We start from the raw sequence: 16,844 nt of genomic DNA on the forward strand, positions 1-16,844 counted from the left end.
GTGCGCGCGCCGCATATGATCGTCGGTGCTGTACACGATCACATTTTCACAAAACACCTCGGCATGCTAATCATGGTGCGTGGCCAGTCCTGATATGCGGAGCGAAAGGCGTCCACTTTGAATAGCCATTATTTGTCTTGGCCGGTGTGCTATCCAGTTTTGGTTTCGAAGCCGGCTGAATAGGCGCTGTGATTCTCCGCCTGTACTCTCGTACTTCGTACCAGTTGCACCTTCATGTTGATCGCGCCATCTTGTGCAATGCCAGCAACTGCCGACCGATTGCCCAGGGTGTAGCGACCCACCGGTACACGAGCGAAGTCACCCAAAGCGCACAACGGACGCGGGGCAGCTCCGTCGAAAATTCCGCTGTGTTCCCCCGAGAGCCCTCCAACGTGTGGGGGCAAACGTGGAAAACTGCCAGCCCAAGAAAAAGGACTTACGACAGCATGCCGTAAGTCCTTGATTTTCCTGGTCGGGGCGAGAGAATTTGAACCTCTTACCACCTGCACCCCATGCACAGGTTGTCTACCAACCATCATGCAACGGCCTGAACCTTCGGAGGTGTGATAGACACGACGCTCGCAGACACCCCCGCGCAGTACAGCGACCAATGGTCCATCATCTTTCGGCGTCTCTCGAGCATGTCACCTCGTTGATACGCACGCCGCGCCTTGTTGCTCGTCTTGTTGGCAATCGCCTTGTCGGCTAGTACTTCGGGATACTCACCATACTCCTCTGCCCAGTCCTGAAATGTCGAACGGAACCCGTGCACCGTGATCTCTGAATATCCCATACCATCAAGCAACTCGAACATCGCCATGTTCGAAAGTGGAACTCCCTTTTTATCGCCCGGAAAGAGGTAGCCATACCTAGCCGTCTGCATAGCTCTCTTCACGAGATCGCAGGCCGTATCACCCAATGGTACGCGGTGAGGAAGACCCATCTTCATCCGCTCGGTGGGGATCGTCCAAATTTTGTGGCGTAGGTCGAACTCCTCGGGCCGCGCTCTGCGGATCTCATTCGTTCTACAGACGGTCAGGATCACTAGGTGCAACATCACGGCTGAGCGAGAACCCTCGTCTTCCTTCACCTTAAGCTTTGGCATGAATTCAGCGATGTCGGCCCACGGCAAGGCAGGAAAATGCTTCACGGCACGCCTGCGCTTTGATAGCACCTTATCTATGTGACCACGCCAGCGTGCAGGGTTGTCGCCATTACGATGTCCAAGCACCTTCGCCGCATCGAGAATATTCCCGATATGACCGCGCACGCGGCCTGCGGTCTCACGCTTGGTCGACCAGATTGGCTGAAGAATACGCACGATCATCGGCGTATCGATGTGGCGTACATCGACATCGCCAATCACCGGATAGGCGTAGGCCGTGAGAGTGTTCGTCCACTGCTGCGCGTGCTTTTTATTCTTCCAGCTCGGGGACATCTTCTCGATGTATGTCGTAGCCGCATCGCGGAAGAGCGTTGCACCTTCCGCAGCCGCTTTGCGCTGCGCCTCTTTACGCGCCTCGATCGGGTCAATCTTGTCCTTCACGAGTGCCCTACATCGAGCCGCCTCGGCACGCGCCTCAGCTAACGAGACAGTCGTAACTGACCCAAGCCCCATCTCGCGCAACCGTCCAAACAGTTTGAACTGGTAAATCCAGGAGCGCGAACCCGAGCCTGAAATCTGGAAGTAAAGGCCACCGCCATCAGCGTAGAAACCGGGATCAACCAGCTTCGCTATGCGCAGTGCCGACAATCGATGAAGTTGCCTGGATTGAGATTCCGCCATTTCCCCCTACTTTCACCCCCACTTGATGGGTTGATTTTGTCGGTACAGATCGGAAGCAGCAACAAGAAAAACACCCCCAAAACCTTACTGTTCTAAGGCTTTGGGGGTGTCTGATGGAACCGGGCGGAACTGCCCGGACCGCCTATTGGCGGAGACGGAGGGATTCGAACCCTCGATCCAGGTTTTGGCCCAGATGCTCCCTTAGCAGGGGAGTGCCTTCGACCTCTCGGCCACGTCTCCCAAACTTTCTGTCGCACAGGGAGTCAGTGCGACGAAGCCAAGATAATAGCGGGCCGGGCCGATAAGGTCAATGTCTCGCGAACATTTTTTGTGCCAACGAGGTGTCTCGCGACGCAATTCGTTCACATGAACGCCACAAAACAAACGGGGCGCTCTAGAGCGCCCCGTTTTTCACACGATTTATGCCTGATCGAGTTCGAAGGCCTTATGCAGCGCGCGCACTGCGAGCTCCATGTACTTTTCGTCGATCAGTACCGAAATCTTGATTTCGGAAGTCGAGATCATCTGAATGTTGATGCCCTCCTCCGACAGCGTGCGGAACATCTTGCTCGCGATGCCGACGTGCGAGCGCATCCCGACGCCGACCACCGACACCTTCGACACCTTCGGGTCGCCCAGCACCTGCTCGGCCTGCACGTGCGCCTTGACCGTGCCGGTGAGGATCTCCATTGCGCGCGCATAGTCGCCGCGGCCAACCGTGAACGTGAACGCTGTCTTGCCCTCGACGCTCTGGTTCTGAATGATCATGTCGACGTCGATATTCGCGTCCGCCACCGGGCCGAGAATCTGATACGCGATGCCCGGCTTGTCGGGCACGCCCATCACGGCGATACGAGCTTCGTCGCGCTGGAACGCGATGCCCGAGATGACTGCTTTTTCCATGGTCTCGTCTTCTTCAAAAGTAATCAGGGTGCCCGACTTCATTTCGTCGTCGAGCGGCATCAGCGGATCGGTCAGGCTCGACAGCACGCGCGTCTTCACCTGATATTTGCCGGCGAATTCCACCGAGCGGATCTGCAGCACCTTCGAACCCAGGCTGGCCATTTCCAGCATTTCTTCGAACGTCACGCGGTCGAGCCGGCGCGCTTCTTCAACGACGCGCGGGTCCGTCGTGTACACACCGTCGACGTCCGTGTAGATCAGGCACTCGTCCGCCTTCAGCGCGGCCGCGACCGCGACCGCCGAGGTGTCCGAGCCGCCGCGGCCGAGCGTCGTGATGTGGCCATCGGGGTCGATACCCTGGAAGCCGGTGATCACGACCACCCTACCGGCCGCGAGGTCTTGCTTGACGCGCTCGCCGTCGATGTCGCTGATGCGCGCTTTCGTGAACGCGCTATCGGTTTTGACCGGCACCTGCCAGCCTGCGTAGCTGACCGCTTCGACGCCGGCTTCCTGCAGCGCGATCGCGAGCAGACCCGAGCTGACCTGCTCGCCGGTGGCGGCGATCATGTCGAGTTCACGCGGGCTCGGTTGAGTCGTGATTTCTTTCGCGAGGCCAAGCAGGCGATTGGTTTCGCCGGACATCGCCGAGGGCACGACGACCATCTGGTGGCCGGCCTTGTGCCATTTCGCGACGCGCTTGGCGACGTTCTTGATGCGCTCGACCGAGCCCATCGAGGTGCCGCCGTATTTGTGTACGATGAGTGCCATTGTCGTTCTGAACTGGAAGATAGACCGCGCTGGCGCGCTGGAGACGACCGCACAGAAAGCACAGGGGCGCAACGTCTCGTGAACGGCGGCAAAGTGTGTGGCGGCGTAGATGCAGCACGCGTGCAGCACGCGCGGATTTGCCCGGGATGAAATCGCAAATGGCTGATCGGATTTGAACGGCGACGACGGATCACGCACGCCTGCCGGCACTAACGACCGATGGCGACAAAAGCGACGGCGAAATCGGGTCGGGCAAACAAGCTAAAGTACCTGATTAGGCGCAAAAAGACAAGACACACAGAGCGTTCAAATGCGTCAGAACAGGCCCGTAATGGCCTGTTTTATCGTTGATTTGCACCCTATTTCACCATTACGACATGCGCCCGCGCGGCATGCGCGACTGCCCGACCGGCACTCAGGCGATCAGCAGATCTTCTCGCCAGGCGATTTTCACGCGCGTTTCGCGCTCGGATGCGTCGCGCACCGTCCGACGATTCACGCCGATCAGCGGCACGAACAGCAGTTCATCGCCGACGTAAAGCAATGGCACGTCGCGCTTCCATGCGGGAATGCCGCGCTCCTGAAACAGGTTCTTCAGCGTGCGGCTCGACGTGTTCGACGCACCGACGCGCATGCGCTCGCCGCCACGGCGCGCCCGCACGCTTAGAGAAGCACGTTGCAGGACGCTGACGGGAACGGTATCCAATGCTTCGTCGCGTGGCGCTTCGTGCCATGCGTCGGCGACATCGGAGGCAGCGGCTGCATCCACCACCGCGAACACGAACGTGCCGCGCCATTGCGGCAGATGCCAGACCTCTTGCCCCTGCCACTCGAGTTCGCTGATCTCACGCTCGACGAGCGCGGTTTCGTCGGCGGGCTCGCTGCTGTCGCCGGCCTCCCAGTAGACGAGGCCGCGATAACTGCGCAACGCATGCCCCGCATGATCGATACGCAGACGATGTCCGTCCTGTCCCGCACCGACTTCGCGCAACTGCCGCAGCGCATCCGCGACACGTGCGCTCGATGCCGCGACGAAGCCGAGCGTGCGCATCCAGTAGCGCAGCAGATTCAGCGCGCGATCGTCGTCGAGAGCGAGCAGCGCGTCGTGCGCGAGCGCGCGTCCTTCATCGCGCGCCGCGCTCTTCATGTCCGCGCGCGCGAGCGTATCGAGCAAGCGCTGCGCGGATGCTGCATGCGCGGCCGTGCGCGCGAGCGCATCGCGAAAGCCCGGAAAGTGCACCGCGAGCACCGGCATCACCTGATGACGCAATGCGTTGCGCGCGTAACGCGTGTCCGTGTTCGATTCGTCGTCGATCCAGCGCAGCTTGCGCGCGCTCGCATAATGTTCGAGTTGCGCGCGCAGCAAATGCAAAAGCGGCCGCATACGTGTCGTCGACGCGCCCGTCGGCAGCGAGCCGGGCGCCATCGCCGCGAGCCCCGCGAGACCCGCGCCGCGCAACAGTTGCAGCAGCACGGTCTCGGCCTGATCGTCCGCATGCTGCGCGAGCCATAGCGTGCTGATTCCGTGCGTTGCGCACATCGCGTCGAGCGCGCGATAACGCGCGTCGCGTGCCGCAGCCTCGATGCTCACGCCCGGCGCGCGCGAAACGTCCACGCGTCGCGCGTCGAATTCCACGCCACGTTCGCGCGCGAATGCCTCGCAATGCGCGAGCCACGCATCGGCATTTGGACTCAAACCGTGATGCACATGCAGCGCGACACAACGCGATGCGCCGGCGACGCGTACCGCCGCATCGAGCAGCACGCTCGAATCGACGCCGCCGCTGAATGCGAGCGCAATCCGCGCGTTCGGATCGAGCCTGGACAGCGCCGCGCCGAGCGCCTCGATCACGAGACGCTCGGCGGATGAGTCGGCGGTGGTGGTCACGTCGTTAGCGCGGCAAGCGCCGGTGGACGATGAAGACAGGTCAACGCGCGGGCTTATGCGCCCGGCGTCGTTTCCTTGAATTTGCCGTACGCCATCAGCCGTTCGAAACGGCGTTCGCGCAGGTCGTTGGTGCTCATGCCCTGGAACTGGCGCAGCGAATCGGCGAGCGCGCGGCGCAGCATCGCGGCCATGCCCTTCGGATCGCGGTGCGCACCACCGAGCGGCTCGTTGACGATCTTGTCGATCAAACCGAGCGCCTTTAGACGATGCGCGGTCAAGCCGAGCGCTTCCGCTGCTTCCGGCGCCTTCGCGGCGCTCTTCCACAGAATCGACGCGCAACCCTCCGGCGAAATCACCGAGTAGGTCGAGAACTGCAGCATCAGCACGCTATCGCCCACTGCGATCGCGAGCGCGCCGCCCGAGCCGCCCTCGCCGATGATCGTCGCGATCAGCGGCGTCTTCAGCTCGGCCATCACGTACAGATTGCGGCCGATCGCTTCGGACTGGCCGCGCTCTTCCGCGCCGATGCCGGGGTACGCGCCCGGCGTGTCGATGAACGTGAAGATCGGCAGGCCAAACTTCTCGGCGAGGCGCATCAGACGCTCGGCCTTACGATAGCCTTCCGGACGCGGCATGCCGAAGTTGCGCAGCGCGCGCTCCTTGGTGTCGCGGCCCTTCTGATGACCGATCACCATGCACGCCTGGCCGTTGAACCGCGCGAGACCGCCGACGATCGACAGATCGTCCGCGAAATTGCGGTCGCCATGCAGTTCATGGAAGTCGGTGAACAGCTCGCTCACGTAGTCGAACGTGTACGGACGCTGCGGATGACGGGCGATTTGCGAAACCTGCCACGGTGTGAGGTTCGCATACAGATCTTTGGTGAGCTGCTGGCTCTTCTTGGACAGCCGCTCGATCTCTTCCGAAATATCGACGGCCGAGTCGTCCTGCACGAAGCGCAATTCTTCGATCTTTGCTTCGAGTTCAGCGATCGGCTGTTCGAAATCCAGAAACGTGGTCTTCATTGGTTGTAATCCTTGGACTTACCGGGCAGCGCGTATTCTAACCGCGCGAGCCGATGTCAAAACCATTTCTCAACTATCGACATGATATACACGATAGTCTTTGAAACGGCTTCGCCTCCTGTTCTTCTTCAGTAGTCGACCGGCAACGGATCGAGACTACGCCACATGTACCAGGTCGCCACGGTGCGCCACGGCTCCCAGTTCGCGGCAACCTCGCGCGCTTCACTGCGCGTGACGGGTTCGCCGCTGAAATAGTTGACGCTGATCGCGCGGATCAGGCCGAGGTCGTCGAGCGGCAGCACGTCGGGACGCGACAGGTTGAAGATCAGGAACATCTCCGCGGTCCAGCGGCCGATGCCGCGAATCTGCGTGAGTTCGGCGATCACCGACTCGTCGTCCATCGACGTCCATTTGCCGACGTGCAATGCGCCCGACACGAAATGCCGCGCGAGGTCGAGCACGTACTCGGCCTTGCGTTTCGACAGACCGCACGCAGTCAGCTTCTCGAGACCGAGCTTGATGAACTGCTGCGGCACGAGCTTTGGACACGCGGCTTCGACCTTCGCCCACACCGCCTGCGCCGACGCGACCGAAATCTGCTGGCCGACCACCGAGCGCGCAAGCGTGACGAACGGATCGCCACGACTCAGAAGATGCACGGGGCCGAATTTCGGAATCAGCTTTTTCAGAATGCGATCGCGCTTGACGAGGTCCGCACACGCCTTATCCCAATACGCGGGACGCGTGACTTCAGGCGCGAGGCCGCCGATCTGCACCGGCACCGCGACTTCGTTCGCGAGCGATGCGACACCGGCCGCTTCGCCGCCGGCGCTGACCGTGCTCGCCGAGGTGGCCGACACACGTGTCTTGCGCACGACTTCGCCTGCGTTCGTATCGCGTGCGAGTTCCTGCACGTCGCCGGCGAGCTCGGGCGGCACCGCGCCATTGCCCTTCGCCCGCGACGCCGTTTTCGCGCGCTTCGCAACCGGCGCGTGCGAGGCTTCAGTGCCCGCGCCGCCCGCGCCATTGAGCGAGCGTTTGGCCGGGCTCTTCTTTGCCGCGGCCGAGCCGGCTTTCGCCGCCCCGCCCGCTATCGATGACGCTTTGTCTACCGCGCCATCGCCCGCGCGAGTCGACGCACGCGTCGACTTGGCTGCGGCAGCCGATGGTGCGGCTGCCGCACTGGTTTGAGACGCCGCGCGTTTAGCCGGCGTCTTCGTGGCCGTTGCCATCCTGCCTCCTGCCTGGCGAGTCGTTCAGAGGGAAGTACGAGGTGCGCTCACACGCGCCGCCACTCGGTCAACCCGCCGGGTTTGTCTTCGAGGGCAACGCCGGCCTCGAGCAATTCAGCCCGGATCCGGTCTGCTGCCGCATAGTCTTTTGCCTGCTTGGCGGCGATGCGCGCGGCGATCTTCGCTTCGATCGCGGCGGGCTCGAGCGCGCCTTCGGCTGCAGCACCCGCTGCCTGCTGCAGGTATGCACGCGGTTCGCGTCCGAGCAACCCGAGCACCGCGCCAAGCGCGCGCAATTGACGGGCCAGCGCGGGCTCGCGCGTGCGATTCACTTCAGTGGCCAGTTCGAACAGCACCGACACGGCCACCGGCGTGTTGAAGTCGTCGTTCATCGCTGCCTGGAAACGCTGCGCGTACGCTTCGTTCCAGTCGAGCGCGGCACTATCGGGTGACACGTCTTTCAACGCCGTGTACAAACGCGCGAGTGCATTGCGCGCGTCGTCGATATGCACGTCGCTGTAGTTCAGCGGCGAGCGGTAGTGCGCGCGCGCGATGAAGAAACGCACCACCTCTGCATCGTACTGCGCGAGCACTTCGCGAATCGTAAAAAAATTGTTCAACGACTTCGACATCTTCTCATTGTCGATCTGTACGTAGCCGTTGTGCATCCAATAATTGACGAATGTTTGTCCGGTCGCGGCCTCGCTTTGCGCGATCTCGTTTTCGTGGTGCGGAAACTGCAGATCCTGGCCGCCACCGTGAATGTCGAACTGTTCGCCGAGCAGCGTGCAGCCCATCGCCGAGCACTCGATGTGCCAGCCGGGACGACCGCGCCCGTACTTCGAATCCCAGCCGGTGTCGGCCGGTTCATCGGGCTTCGCCTGCTTCCACAGCACGAAGTCGAGCGGGTCCTGTTTCGCGTCGTTGGCCGCGACGCGTTCGCCCGCGCGCAGGTCTTCGAGCGACTTGCCCGAGAGCATGCCGTAGCCTGCGAATTTGCGTACCGCGTAGTTGACGTCGCCGTCGCTCGCCTGGTAGGCGTAGCCGTTCTTCTCGAGCGCCTCGATCATGCCGAGCATCTGCGGAATGAAGTCGGTCGCGCGCGGCTCGATGTCTGGACGCTCGATGCCGAGCGCGTCCGCGTCTTCATGCAGCGCGGCGATGAAGCGATCAGTCAGCGATTTGATAGTTTCACCGTTCTCGACTGCACGCTTGATGATCTTGTCGTCGATATCGGTAATGTTGCGCACGTAGGTCACGTTGTACCCAAGCGCGCGCAACCAGCGCTGCACGATGTCGAACACGACCATCACCCGCGCATGACCGACGTGACAATAGTCGTACACGGTCATCCCGCAGACGTACATCCGCACGACACCTTCGCGCAGCGGCACGAAAGTCTGTTTGTCACGCGCGAGCGTGTTGTAGATGCGCAGAGATTCCATAGAGAGCGGTGCGTGGGCCGAAAGAAGTCCGCATTGTGCTTCATGCGCGCCGCGACCCGCGAAACCAACAGGACAACGGGTGCGTCGCATACAGCTTAAACCGGCGCACCTCGTGCGGCGATCAGGCTGCAGACGATACTGCGAACCGGGCGGAGACGGCCACGAGTGGCGAAAAGACAGTCGGCGGTTCGACGGAACGCGCAGACCTTTTGTTAGAATGGCTCGGAGTATAACATCCTGACCTGAGCCTATGAAACACTCCAGCGGCCGCGCGCGCAGCGCTGCGACCCTCGCCGCGACTGCGTTTGGCGACGTTGTTGGTGGCGTCACTTTCGAAGCGGCGCGCGCCCTCGCGTGGCGTATCACCGTCGTTGCCGCGCTAGCCGCGGCGCCGGCTGCGAGCGCTTTTGCGCAGAAGGCGGCGGTGATGCCGCAAGGTCCCGCCGTGCGTGACAACACGCCGGAAATCGACGCATCGATCGCGCAGAAAAACTGGCAAGCCGCGCTGACCCAACTCGATGCGCGCGTCGCCGCAAACCCGCGCGACGCACAAGCTAAATTCAAACGCGCAAACGTGCTCGTGCATCTGAATCGCGACGACGAAGCGATCACCGCGTTCACCGAACTCACGCAGTTGTATCCCGAGTTGCCCGAGCCGTACAACAACCTCGCCACGCTCTTCGCAAGACAAGGCCGCCTGACCGAAGCGCGCGCCGCGCTCGAAATGGCCACCCAGGTCAATCCGAACTACGGGCTCGCGTTCGAGAACCTCGGCGACCTCTATCTGCGCCTCGCCGATGCCGCGTACCGTCGCGCGGAAAGCCTCGGCAAGGCTAGCCCGAGGACCGCGCAGCGTCTCGCGGACATCCAGAAGGTCGTGTCGCCGGCTGCGCCCGCTGCCGCGGCGTCGCAGCCCGCCGCCGAACAGACGACCGGGCCTGCCGCGCACCCCACGTCGAACATCACGGACAGCCCGAGCTTCCAGTTTGGCGGCCCGAACGGCTCGCTCGCCATGCCGCCGTACATGGCGCCGTCGCGCTGAGCGCCGGGCTCGTTGCTTGCCGCACGTTTTCTCCAACCCCGAGGATTTTCATGAAATGGTTGATGTTGGCGCTCGGCAGCGCCGCCCTGATCGCAAACGCACCCGCCTTTGCACAGTCCGGTTCGCAGGCCGCTCATCCTTCCGTGCTGTTGAAGACGTCGGAGGGTGACATCCGCGTCGAGCTGTATCCCGAGAAAGCGCCAAAAACGGTCGCGAATTTTCTCGACTACGTGAAGGCCGGCCAATATAGCGGCACGATCTTTCATCGCGTGATTCCGGGCTTCATGATTCAGGGCGGCGGCTATACGCAGAGCTTCGCCGAGAAGCCGACGCGCGCGCCGATCCCGCTCGAGAGCCGCAACGGTCTGAAGAACGCCGCGGGCACGATCGCGATGGCACGCACCAGCGACCCGAATTCCGCCACCGCGCAGTTCTTCATCAACACGGTGGACAATGCCAATCTCGACTACCCGAATCCGGACGGCAACGGCTACGCGGTGTTCGGCAAGGTCACGAGCGGCATGGACGTCGTGAAGCGCATCGAAGCCACGCCCACCACCACGCGCGGCCCCATGAGCGATGTGCCGCAGAAACCGGTCGTGATCCAGTCGGCGACGGTGGTGAGCAAGTAACGACGAACCAGCGGGCGCACCAGCAAGCGAATCCGCGCGGCCGAAGCCCGGCCCCAACCAACGCCCCGGCGCGGCCTGTCGTCAGCGCATGACGACGCGACGCGCCTTTTATCCACCTGTTCATCAAAGGATTCCATCATGGTTGAACTGCATACGAACCACGGCGTCATCAAACTCGAACTGAACGCCGAAAAGGCGCCGAAGTCGGTCGAGAACTTCCTGAACTACGTGAAGGCCGGCCACTACGACAACACGGTGTTTCACCGCGTGATCGACGGCTTCATGATCCAGGGCGGCGGCTTCGAACCCGGCATGAAGCAGAAGCCGACGGCCGAGCCGATCACCAACGAGGCAAACAACGGTCTGAAGAACGAGAACGGCTCGATCGCGATGGCGCGTACCAACGATCCGCATTCGGCGACCGCGCAATTCTTCATCAACGTGAACGACAATGACTTCCTGAACCACTCGTCGCCGACGCCGCAAGGCTGGGGCTACGCGGTGTTCGGCAAGGTCGTCGAAGGCATGGACGTGGTCGAGAAGATCAAGAAGGTCAAGACCGGCTCGAAGGGCTTCCATCAGGACGTGCCGGTCGATGACGTCGTGATCGAAAAGGCTGTCGTCGTCGGCTAAGCCGTGAGTGAGTCGCGCCCCATGCGGGCGTCGACTCGTTTGAACTGAAATCAGGCACCTTCAATGCTGCAAGAGACGCCGCTGCGAAGCATCGCCGCGGGCGTGCCAGGCGAGGGCCCACGCCCGCACGCCGCGCGCCCTTTTTTCTTCCTCTCCGATCTACATCTGAGCGAGGCGATTCCGCGCACGGTCGCCGCGTTCGAGCACTTCATCCGCGTGAACGCGGAAGCGGCCGACTCTGTTTTCATCCTCGGCGACCTGTTCGAATATTGGGTCGGCGACGACATGTTGAGCGAGCCGTTCGTCGCCCGTATTGCCGCATTGCTGCACACGCTGTCCGAGCGCGGCATCGCGCTCTACATCATGCACGGCAATCGCGACTTTCTGCTTGGCAAGCGCTTCATGAAAGCGGCCGGCGCGATCTGGCTGCCCGATCCATTCGTGATCACCGCGTTCGGCACGCGCATTGCGCTCGCCCACGGCGATGGTCTGTGCACCGCGGATCGCGGCTATCAGTTGTTCAGGTGTTTCGCGCGCAATCGACTCGCGCAGACACTGTTTCTCGCGTGGCCGTTTCGGTGGCGTCGCAAGCTCGCCGAGAATATGCGCTCGAAGAGCGAGCACGGCCGCACGCGGCCGATGTCGGTCAAGTATGACGTGACCCCGCGAGGCGTCGCCGCGCTGTTCAGGAAATCGAAGAGCGCGACGATCATTCACGGGCATACACATCTGCCCGCGCGGCATCGCGAACCGGGCGGCACGCGTTGGGTTCTGCCGGACTGGGATCTCGATCACGGCGAGCGCCGTGGCGGCTATCTGAAGATCGATGCCGACGGGATTCGGGCGTTGCCGCTGGATTGACCTGGTAAGTACGGCGTGCGCTTCGCGCTGTCGAAGCGCCGATACCTAGTGCTCCGCCGCCACCCCTTCCACCTTCCCCGCGATCGCCGCCGATAGGCGCCGCAGATCGAGCAACGCCGCATCCGCGCCTTCCAGCCCTTCGAGGCTCGTGCCGAGCCGCTCGAGCGCATCGACGATCTCATCGATACGCCGCGCCTGGGTAGCCGCATGATCGATCAGACCGTGAATCGCGAGCGAAACCGGATCGTCCGCATTGGGCGTGATGCCGTAGGCGCAAAACGCGCTGATTTCGCTGCCACGCTTCGCGTCACGCGCGGCGTTGTCCGCATTCGTGTTCGCACCCTTGGCGCCGTTCGCGTCCGCGGCCACCGACGCCGGCACGATGATCCGCGCCGGATTGCCGACCGCCGTGCCACGCGCCGGTACCGGCTTCGTCACCACCGCGTTCGAGCCGATCTTCGCGTCCGCGCCGATCGTGAATCCGCCGAGCACCTTCGCGCCCGCACCGACGATCACACCACGCTCGAGCGTCGGATGCCGCTTCGCGCCGCGCGTGAGCGACGTGCCACCGAGCGTCACGCCCTGGTAGATCGTGCAGTCGTCGCCGATCTGCGCGGTCTCGCCGATCACGACGCCCATGCCGTGATCGATGAACACGCGCCGCCCGACGGTCGCGCCCGGATGGATCTCGATCCCGGTCATGAAGCGCGCCATCTGCGACACGAAACGCGCGAGCCAACGGCGCTTCGCGCGCCAGCACGCGTGCGCGATCCGATGCAGCACGAGCGCGTGCAGCCCCGGATAACACGTGAGCACTTCCCATGCGCTGCGGGCGGCGGGATCGCGCTCGCGGATCGTGGCGATGTCTTCGCGAAGTCTCGTGAACATGGCAGGGACTGTGTTGTTTTGGGGGAAAAACCGTCTGCGTGGGCGGGTCCGCGCGCTTAGCGCTCGCGCGGGCCTGGGCATTTCGCGCCACACGTGACGGCATGCCTGCCGCTCAGCACGGCGGCAGCTTTGCTTCTAACGTTTCATGGATTGTAGGGCGATTGCGCGAAACCTGCCGGAAGTCCCCGTCACCTACAAGGTTGTCGTCAGATGAACGCGGCGCAACAGGTGCGCCGCGGGGCTCGTCAACGAGCGTCAGCCGGTCCGCCCGGTCTTGAGCAGGATGTGCTTGGCGATGCCACGCACGATGTTGACCTCTTCGCGCTCGAGGCCCGAGCGCGCGAAGAGCCGCCGCAGCCGTGACATCAGCTTCCTCGGATTGGCCGGATCGAGAAACTCGAGCGCGACCAGTGCGCTTTCCAGATGCGCGAACATGCTCTCGATCTCGTCGCTCGCTGCCATCTGCGCGCGCGTACCGGCGGATTCGGCCGGCGCTACGCGTGCCCCTGCGGCGGGCGCACCGTCGGTCGCTTCATCGGCGCCGAGATACGCGGTGCGCAGCTCGTAGGCGAGCACCTGCACCGCCTGCGCGAGATTGAGCGAGCTGTAGGCCGGATTGGCCGGAATATGCGCGATGGCGCTGCATCGCTCGACGTCCTCGTTCGACAAGCCCGTGCGCTCGTTGCCGAACACCAGCGCGATCTCGCCGTGCATCGCCTCTGCGTGCGCGGCGGCGGCAGCCGCACGCGGCGTCCATTGCGGCGGACCGTATTCGCGCAGCCGCGCGGTCAGCGCGATCGACCAGTGCACGCCGGTCAGCGCATCGGCAAGCGACGGCACCACGTGCACGGAGGCGAGCACGTCGTCCGCGCCGCTCGCCATCGCGATCGCTTCGGGATCGTTCTGCACGTTCGGCACGCGCGGTGACACGAGCACGAGCCGCGAAAAGCCCATGGTTTTCAGCGCCCGCGCCGCGGCGCCGACATTGCCCGGATGGCTGGGCTCGACCAGCACGAAACGCGTCGACGTGAAGCCGCCGCGCAAATCGGCCACGGCGGGGTCGGAGGAATGGTGGGTGTGATCCACGATGAAACTCGGCTGGCTAGAACTCAAGACGCGTATGGTAGCGCCAACCGGCGCCCGTGCGGCACATCCGCTCCACGTTAGCGAGCACCTGCGCGAGGGCGGCCGGACTCAGGTAAAATACCGCTCTTCGCGTCCGGCGCCGACGTTTGCTGAAGCCTTCGTCGAACCGGCCGCACCGTTCTTATTCAATTCGTCTCCGTCGACGGAATGCGCTCCGGCTGGATAGCTGGCCGCCGTTCCGTGCTGTTTTTGCGTCGTTGCGGCGCCCGTCAGCGCAGGTTTCGCGCTTATTTACCGGCCGGCAGCCGTGCTGCCCCGGCACAAGGATCAGTTTATGCATCCCATGCTCAATATCGCTGTGAAGGCCGCGCGCCGCGCAGCTCAGATCATCAACCGCGCATCGCTCGATCTCGACCTGATTCAGGTCAGCAAAAAGCAGCACAACGATTTCGTCACGGAGGTCGACAAAGCGTCCGAAGCGGCGATCATCGAAACGCTGAAGACCGCCTATCCCGATCACGCCATCCTCGCCGAAGAATCGGGCAAGTCGAACGACGATTCCGAATACCAGTGGATCATCGATCCGCTCGACGGCACCACCAACTTCATCCACGGCTTCCCGTACTACTGCGTGTCGATCGCGCTCGCGCACAAGGGCATCGTCACGCAAGCCGTCGTCTACGACCCGACCCGCAACGATCTGTTCACCGCATCGCGTGGCCGTGGCGCGTTCCTCAACGATCGCCGCATCCGCGTCGCCAAGCGTGACCGCCTCGCCGACTGCCTGATCGGCACCGGCTTCCCGTTCCGCGCGCAGGACAGCCTCGAATCGTACGGCCGCCAGTTCGCCGAGATGACGCAAGCTTGCGCGGGCCTGCGCCGCCCGGGCGCCGCCGCGCTCGATCTGGCCAACGTCGCGGCCGGACGCATGGACGGCTTCTTCGAGCAGGGTCTGAACGCATGGGACGTCGCGGCGGGCAGCCTGCTGATCACCGAAGCCGGCGGTCTGGTCGGCAACTACACCGGTGATTCGGATTTCCTGCACGTCGGCGAAGTCGTCGCGGGCAATCCGAAGGTCTACGCGCAGATGATCCCGATTCTGTCGCGCTACAGCCGCACGCGTCAGCAGTCGGCGTAAGGTGCACCGCCGCGGCCGGTCCGCGGCCACGGATTACGGTTGTGCGGAAAAGCGGCTTCGGCCGCTTTTTTTGTTGGCGGCGCTGCGGCGTGCCGGGGCGTCGTGCCAAAAATGCCGCGGTGACTCGGGACGGGACTCGGCCGGGACCGTTCTGTGCTCCATACCGCTTTGACCCCGTCCGACTTTCACCCTGGGCGCAGCCGCCAACCGGCCCCATGAAAAAAGGCTTCCATACGATCATCGCGGCGCAGTTCATTTCGTCGCTGGCCGACAATGCGCTGTTGATCGCAGCCATCGCGCTGCTTTCCGCGATGCGCTCTGCCGCGTGGGTTACGCCGCTCTTGCAGATCTTCTTCACGATCTCGTACGTGCTGCTCGCGCCCTTTGTCGGCGCGTTCGCCGATTCGATGCAAAAGCGCCACGTGATGTTCATCTCCAACGCGCTGAAGGCGAGCGGTTGCATGATGATGATCCTCGGCGTTCATCCGATGATCGCCTACGGCGTGGTCGGCTTCGGCGCGGCCGCGTATTCGCCCGCCAAGTACGGCATCCTCACCGAGCTGCTGCCCGCCGAAAAGCTCGTGCGCGCGAACGCATGGCTCGAATCGGCGACGGTGCTGTCGACGATCGTCGGCACGATGCTCGGTGGCGCGCTGATCAGCACCGTCGTCGAGCATTTCGTCACGCGCATGCATTTGCCGCTGATGCACTCCGCCGCCGATCTCGCGATGGCCGCGGTCATGCTCACCTACGCGATCGCCGCCGCAATCAACATCTTCATTCCGGATACCGGCGCGCGCTATCCGAACCGGCTGACCGAGCCGAGCAAGCTGCTCGGCGATTTCCATCACTGCTTCCGCGTGCTGTGGGCCGACAAGCTCGCACAGATCGCGCTGTGGGTGACCATGCTGATGTGGGGCGCCGCGGTGACGATGCAGCTGCTGGTGCTCAAATGGGCGAACGTGAACCTCGGGCTGTCGTTGTCGAAAGCCGCGGTGATGCAGGGCGTGACTGGTGTCGGCATCGCGATCGGCGCGGCGGGTGCGGCCGCGCTGATTCCGTTGCGACACTCGCTGAAGGTCTTGCCGGTCGGCGTGCTCACAGGCGCGGTGGCGGTTGCGATGGCCTTCTACAACAAGGACCTGTTCCCGCCGGGCGCGGGCCTGCGCTTCGGCACGCACGTCGCGCCCTACTACATTCTGCTGGCCTATCCGCTGATGATCGTGCTCGGCGGGCTGTCGGGCTTTTTCATCGTGCCGATGAACGCGGTCCTGCAGCATCGCGGCGCGACGCTGCTTTCGGCCGGTCACTCGATCGCCGTGCAGAATTTCAACCAGAACCTCGCGGTGCTGCTGATGCTCGGCGTGTACGCGCTGCTGCTCACGGCAAAGATGCCCGCGCAGTGGATCATCGTCGTGTTCGGCAGCTTCATCACGCTGCTGATGTGGCTCGCGAAACGCCGCAGCGCCACGAACGAACGCAGAGTGGATATGCGGGCGATGATCGAGGAATGAACG

Annotated in this window: 14 protein-coding genes and 1 tRNA gene; 6 read left to right on the top strand and 9 right to left on the bottom strand. The window is 63.2% G+C overall.

The window, feature by feature from the left end:
• Window positions 1-535 precede the first annotated feature (535 nt).
• From AB3X96_RS24235 to cysS, 7 genes are all read right to left on the bottom strand, one after another.
• A complete protein-coding gene (locus AB3X96_RS24235) occupies window positions 536-1,786 on the bottom strand; it encodes a tyrosine-type recombinase/integrase (RefSeq protein WP_368591732.1) in 1,251 nt (416 codons plus the stop codon).
• A 146-nt stretch (window positions 1,787-1,932) separates the two neighbouring features.
• Window positions 1,933-2,026: transfer RNA gene (locus tag AB3X96_RS24240), tRNA-Ser, on the bottom strand.
• Between the two features lie 180 nt (window positions 2,027-2,206).
• On the bottom strand, window positions 2,207-3,457 hold the full coding sequence (locus AB3X96_RS24245; RefSeq protein ID WP_018435472.1) for an aspartate kinase: 1,251 nt from the start codon (window positions 3,455-3,457) through the stop codon (window positions 2,207-2,209).
• 415 nt (window positions 3,458-3,872) lie between these two features.
• Complete coding sequence (tilS, locus tag AB3X96_RS24250) at window positions 3,873-5,345, bottom strand: tRNA lysidine(34) synthetase TilS (protein ID WP_368591733.1); 1,473 nt, start codon at window positions 5,343-5,345, stop codon at window positions 3,873-3,875.
• 53 nt (window positions 5,346-5,398) lie between these two features.
• Complete coding sequence (locus AB3X96_RS24255; protein ID WP_090800690.1) at window positions 5,399-6,370, bottom strand: acetyl-CoA carboxylase carboxyltransferase subunit alpha; 972 nt, start codon at window positions 6,368-6,370, stop codon at window positions 5,399-5,401.
• 128 nt (window positions 6,371-6,498) lie between these two features.
• Window positions 6,499-7,602 carry a DNA-3-methyladenine glycosylase gene (locus tag AB3X96_RS24260; protein WP_368591734.1) on the bottom strand — a complete coding sequence of 368 codons (1,104 nt, stop codon included), beginning with the start codon at window positions 7,600-7,602 and terminating at the stop codon, window positions 6,499-6,501.
• 47 nt (window positions 7,603-7,649) lie between these two features.
• Window positions 7,650-9,047 (bottom strand): cysteine--tRNA ligase, encoded by a 1,398-nt coding sequence (gene cysS / locus AB3X96_RS24265; protein ID WP_368591735.1) that lies wholly within the window; start codon window positions 9,045-9,047, stop codon window positions 7,650-7,652.
• A gap of 250 nt (window positions 9,048-9,297) precedes the next feature.
• Here cysS and AB3X96_RS24270 point away from each other — a divergent pair, with 250 nt between their 5' ends.
• The 4 genes from AB3X96_RS24270 to AB3X96_RS24285 all read left to right on the top strand — a co-directional run bounded on the left by AB3X96_RS24270 (window position 9,298) and on the right by AB3X96_RS24285 (window position 12,215).
• Complete coding sequence (locus AB3X96_RS24270) at window positions 9,298-10,089, top strand: tetratricopeptide repeat protein (RefSeq protein ID WP_368591736.1); 792 nt, start codon at window positions 9,298-9,300, stop codon at window positions 10,087-10,089.
• A gap of 50 nt (window positions 10,090-10,139) precedes the next feature.
• The gene (locus AB3X96_RS24275) at window positions 10,140-10,721 is read left to right on the top strand and encodes a peptidylprolyl isomerase (RefSeq protein ID WP_368591737.1); all 582 of its coding nucleotides are present in this window, start codon (window positions 10,140-10,142) and stop codon (window positions 10,719-10,721) included.
• A 138-nt stretch (window positions 10,722-10,859) separates the two neighbouring features.
• A complete protein-coding gene (locus AB3X96_RS24280; protein WP_013089755.1) occupies window positions 10,860-11,354 on the top strand; it encodes a peptidylprolyl isomerase in 495 nt (164 codons plus the stop codon).
• Between the two features lie 63 nt (window positions 11,355-11,417).
• Window positions 11,418-12,215 carry a UDP-2,3-diacylglucosamine diphosphatase gene (locus AB3X96_RS24285; RefSeq protein WP_176108241.1) on the top strand — a complete coding sequence of 266 codons (798 nt, stop codon included), beginning with the start codon at window positions 11,418-11,420 and terminating at the stop codon, window positions 12,213-12,215.
• Window positions 12,216-12,260: 45 nt separating this feature from the next.
• Here AB3X96_RS24285 and cysE read toward each other — a convergent pair whose 3' ends face one another.
• Both cysE and AB3X96_RS24295 read right to left on the bottom strand, forming a co-directional pair.
• Window positions 12,261-13,103 carry a serine O-acetyltransferase gene (gene cysE, locus AB3X96_RS24290; RefSeq protein WP_368591738.1) on the bottom strand — a complete coding sequence of 281 codons (843 nt, stop codon included), beginning with the start codon at window positions 13,101-13,103 and terminating at the stop codon, window positions 12,261-12,263.
• Between the two features lie 255 nt (window positions 13,104-13,358).
• Entirely contained in the window at window positions 13,359-14,189 is an 831-nt protein-coding gene (locus AB3X96_RS24295; protein ID WP_368591739.1) for an RNA methyltransferase, read from the bottom strand.
• 334 nt (window positions 14,190-14,523) lie between these two features.
• Here AB3X96_RS24295 and AB3X96_RS24300 point away from each other — a divergent pair, with 334 nt between their 5' ends.
• Window positions 14,524-15,327, top strand: coding sequence for an inositol monophosphatase family protein (locus AB3X96_RS24300; RefSeq protein WP_176108238.1), 804 nt, complete (start codon window positions 14,524-14,526; stop codon window positions 15,325-15,327).
• A 215-nt stretch (window positions 15,328-15,542) separates the two neighbouring features.
• On the top strand, window positions 15,543-16,841 hold the full coding sequence (gene lplT / locus AB3X96_RS24305) for a lysophospholipid transporter LplT (RefSeq protein ID WP_368591740.1): 1,299 nt from the start codon (window positions 15,543-15,545) through the stop codon (window positions 16,839-16,841).
• Window positions 16,842-16,844: the final 3 nt, after the last annotated feature.

Origin of the sequence: Paraburkholderia sp. BR13439, assembly GCF_040948805.1 — a bacterium.
In the GTDB taxonomy this organism is placed as follows: Bacteria; Pseudomonadota; Gammaproteobacteria; order Burkholderiales; family Burkholderiaceae; genus Paraburkholderia; species Paraburkholderia youngii.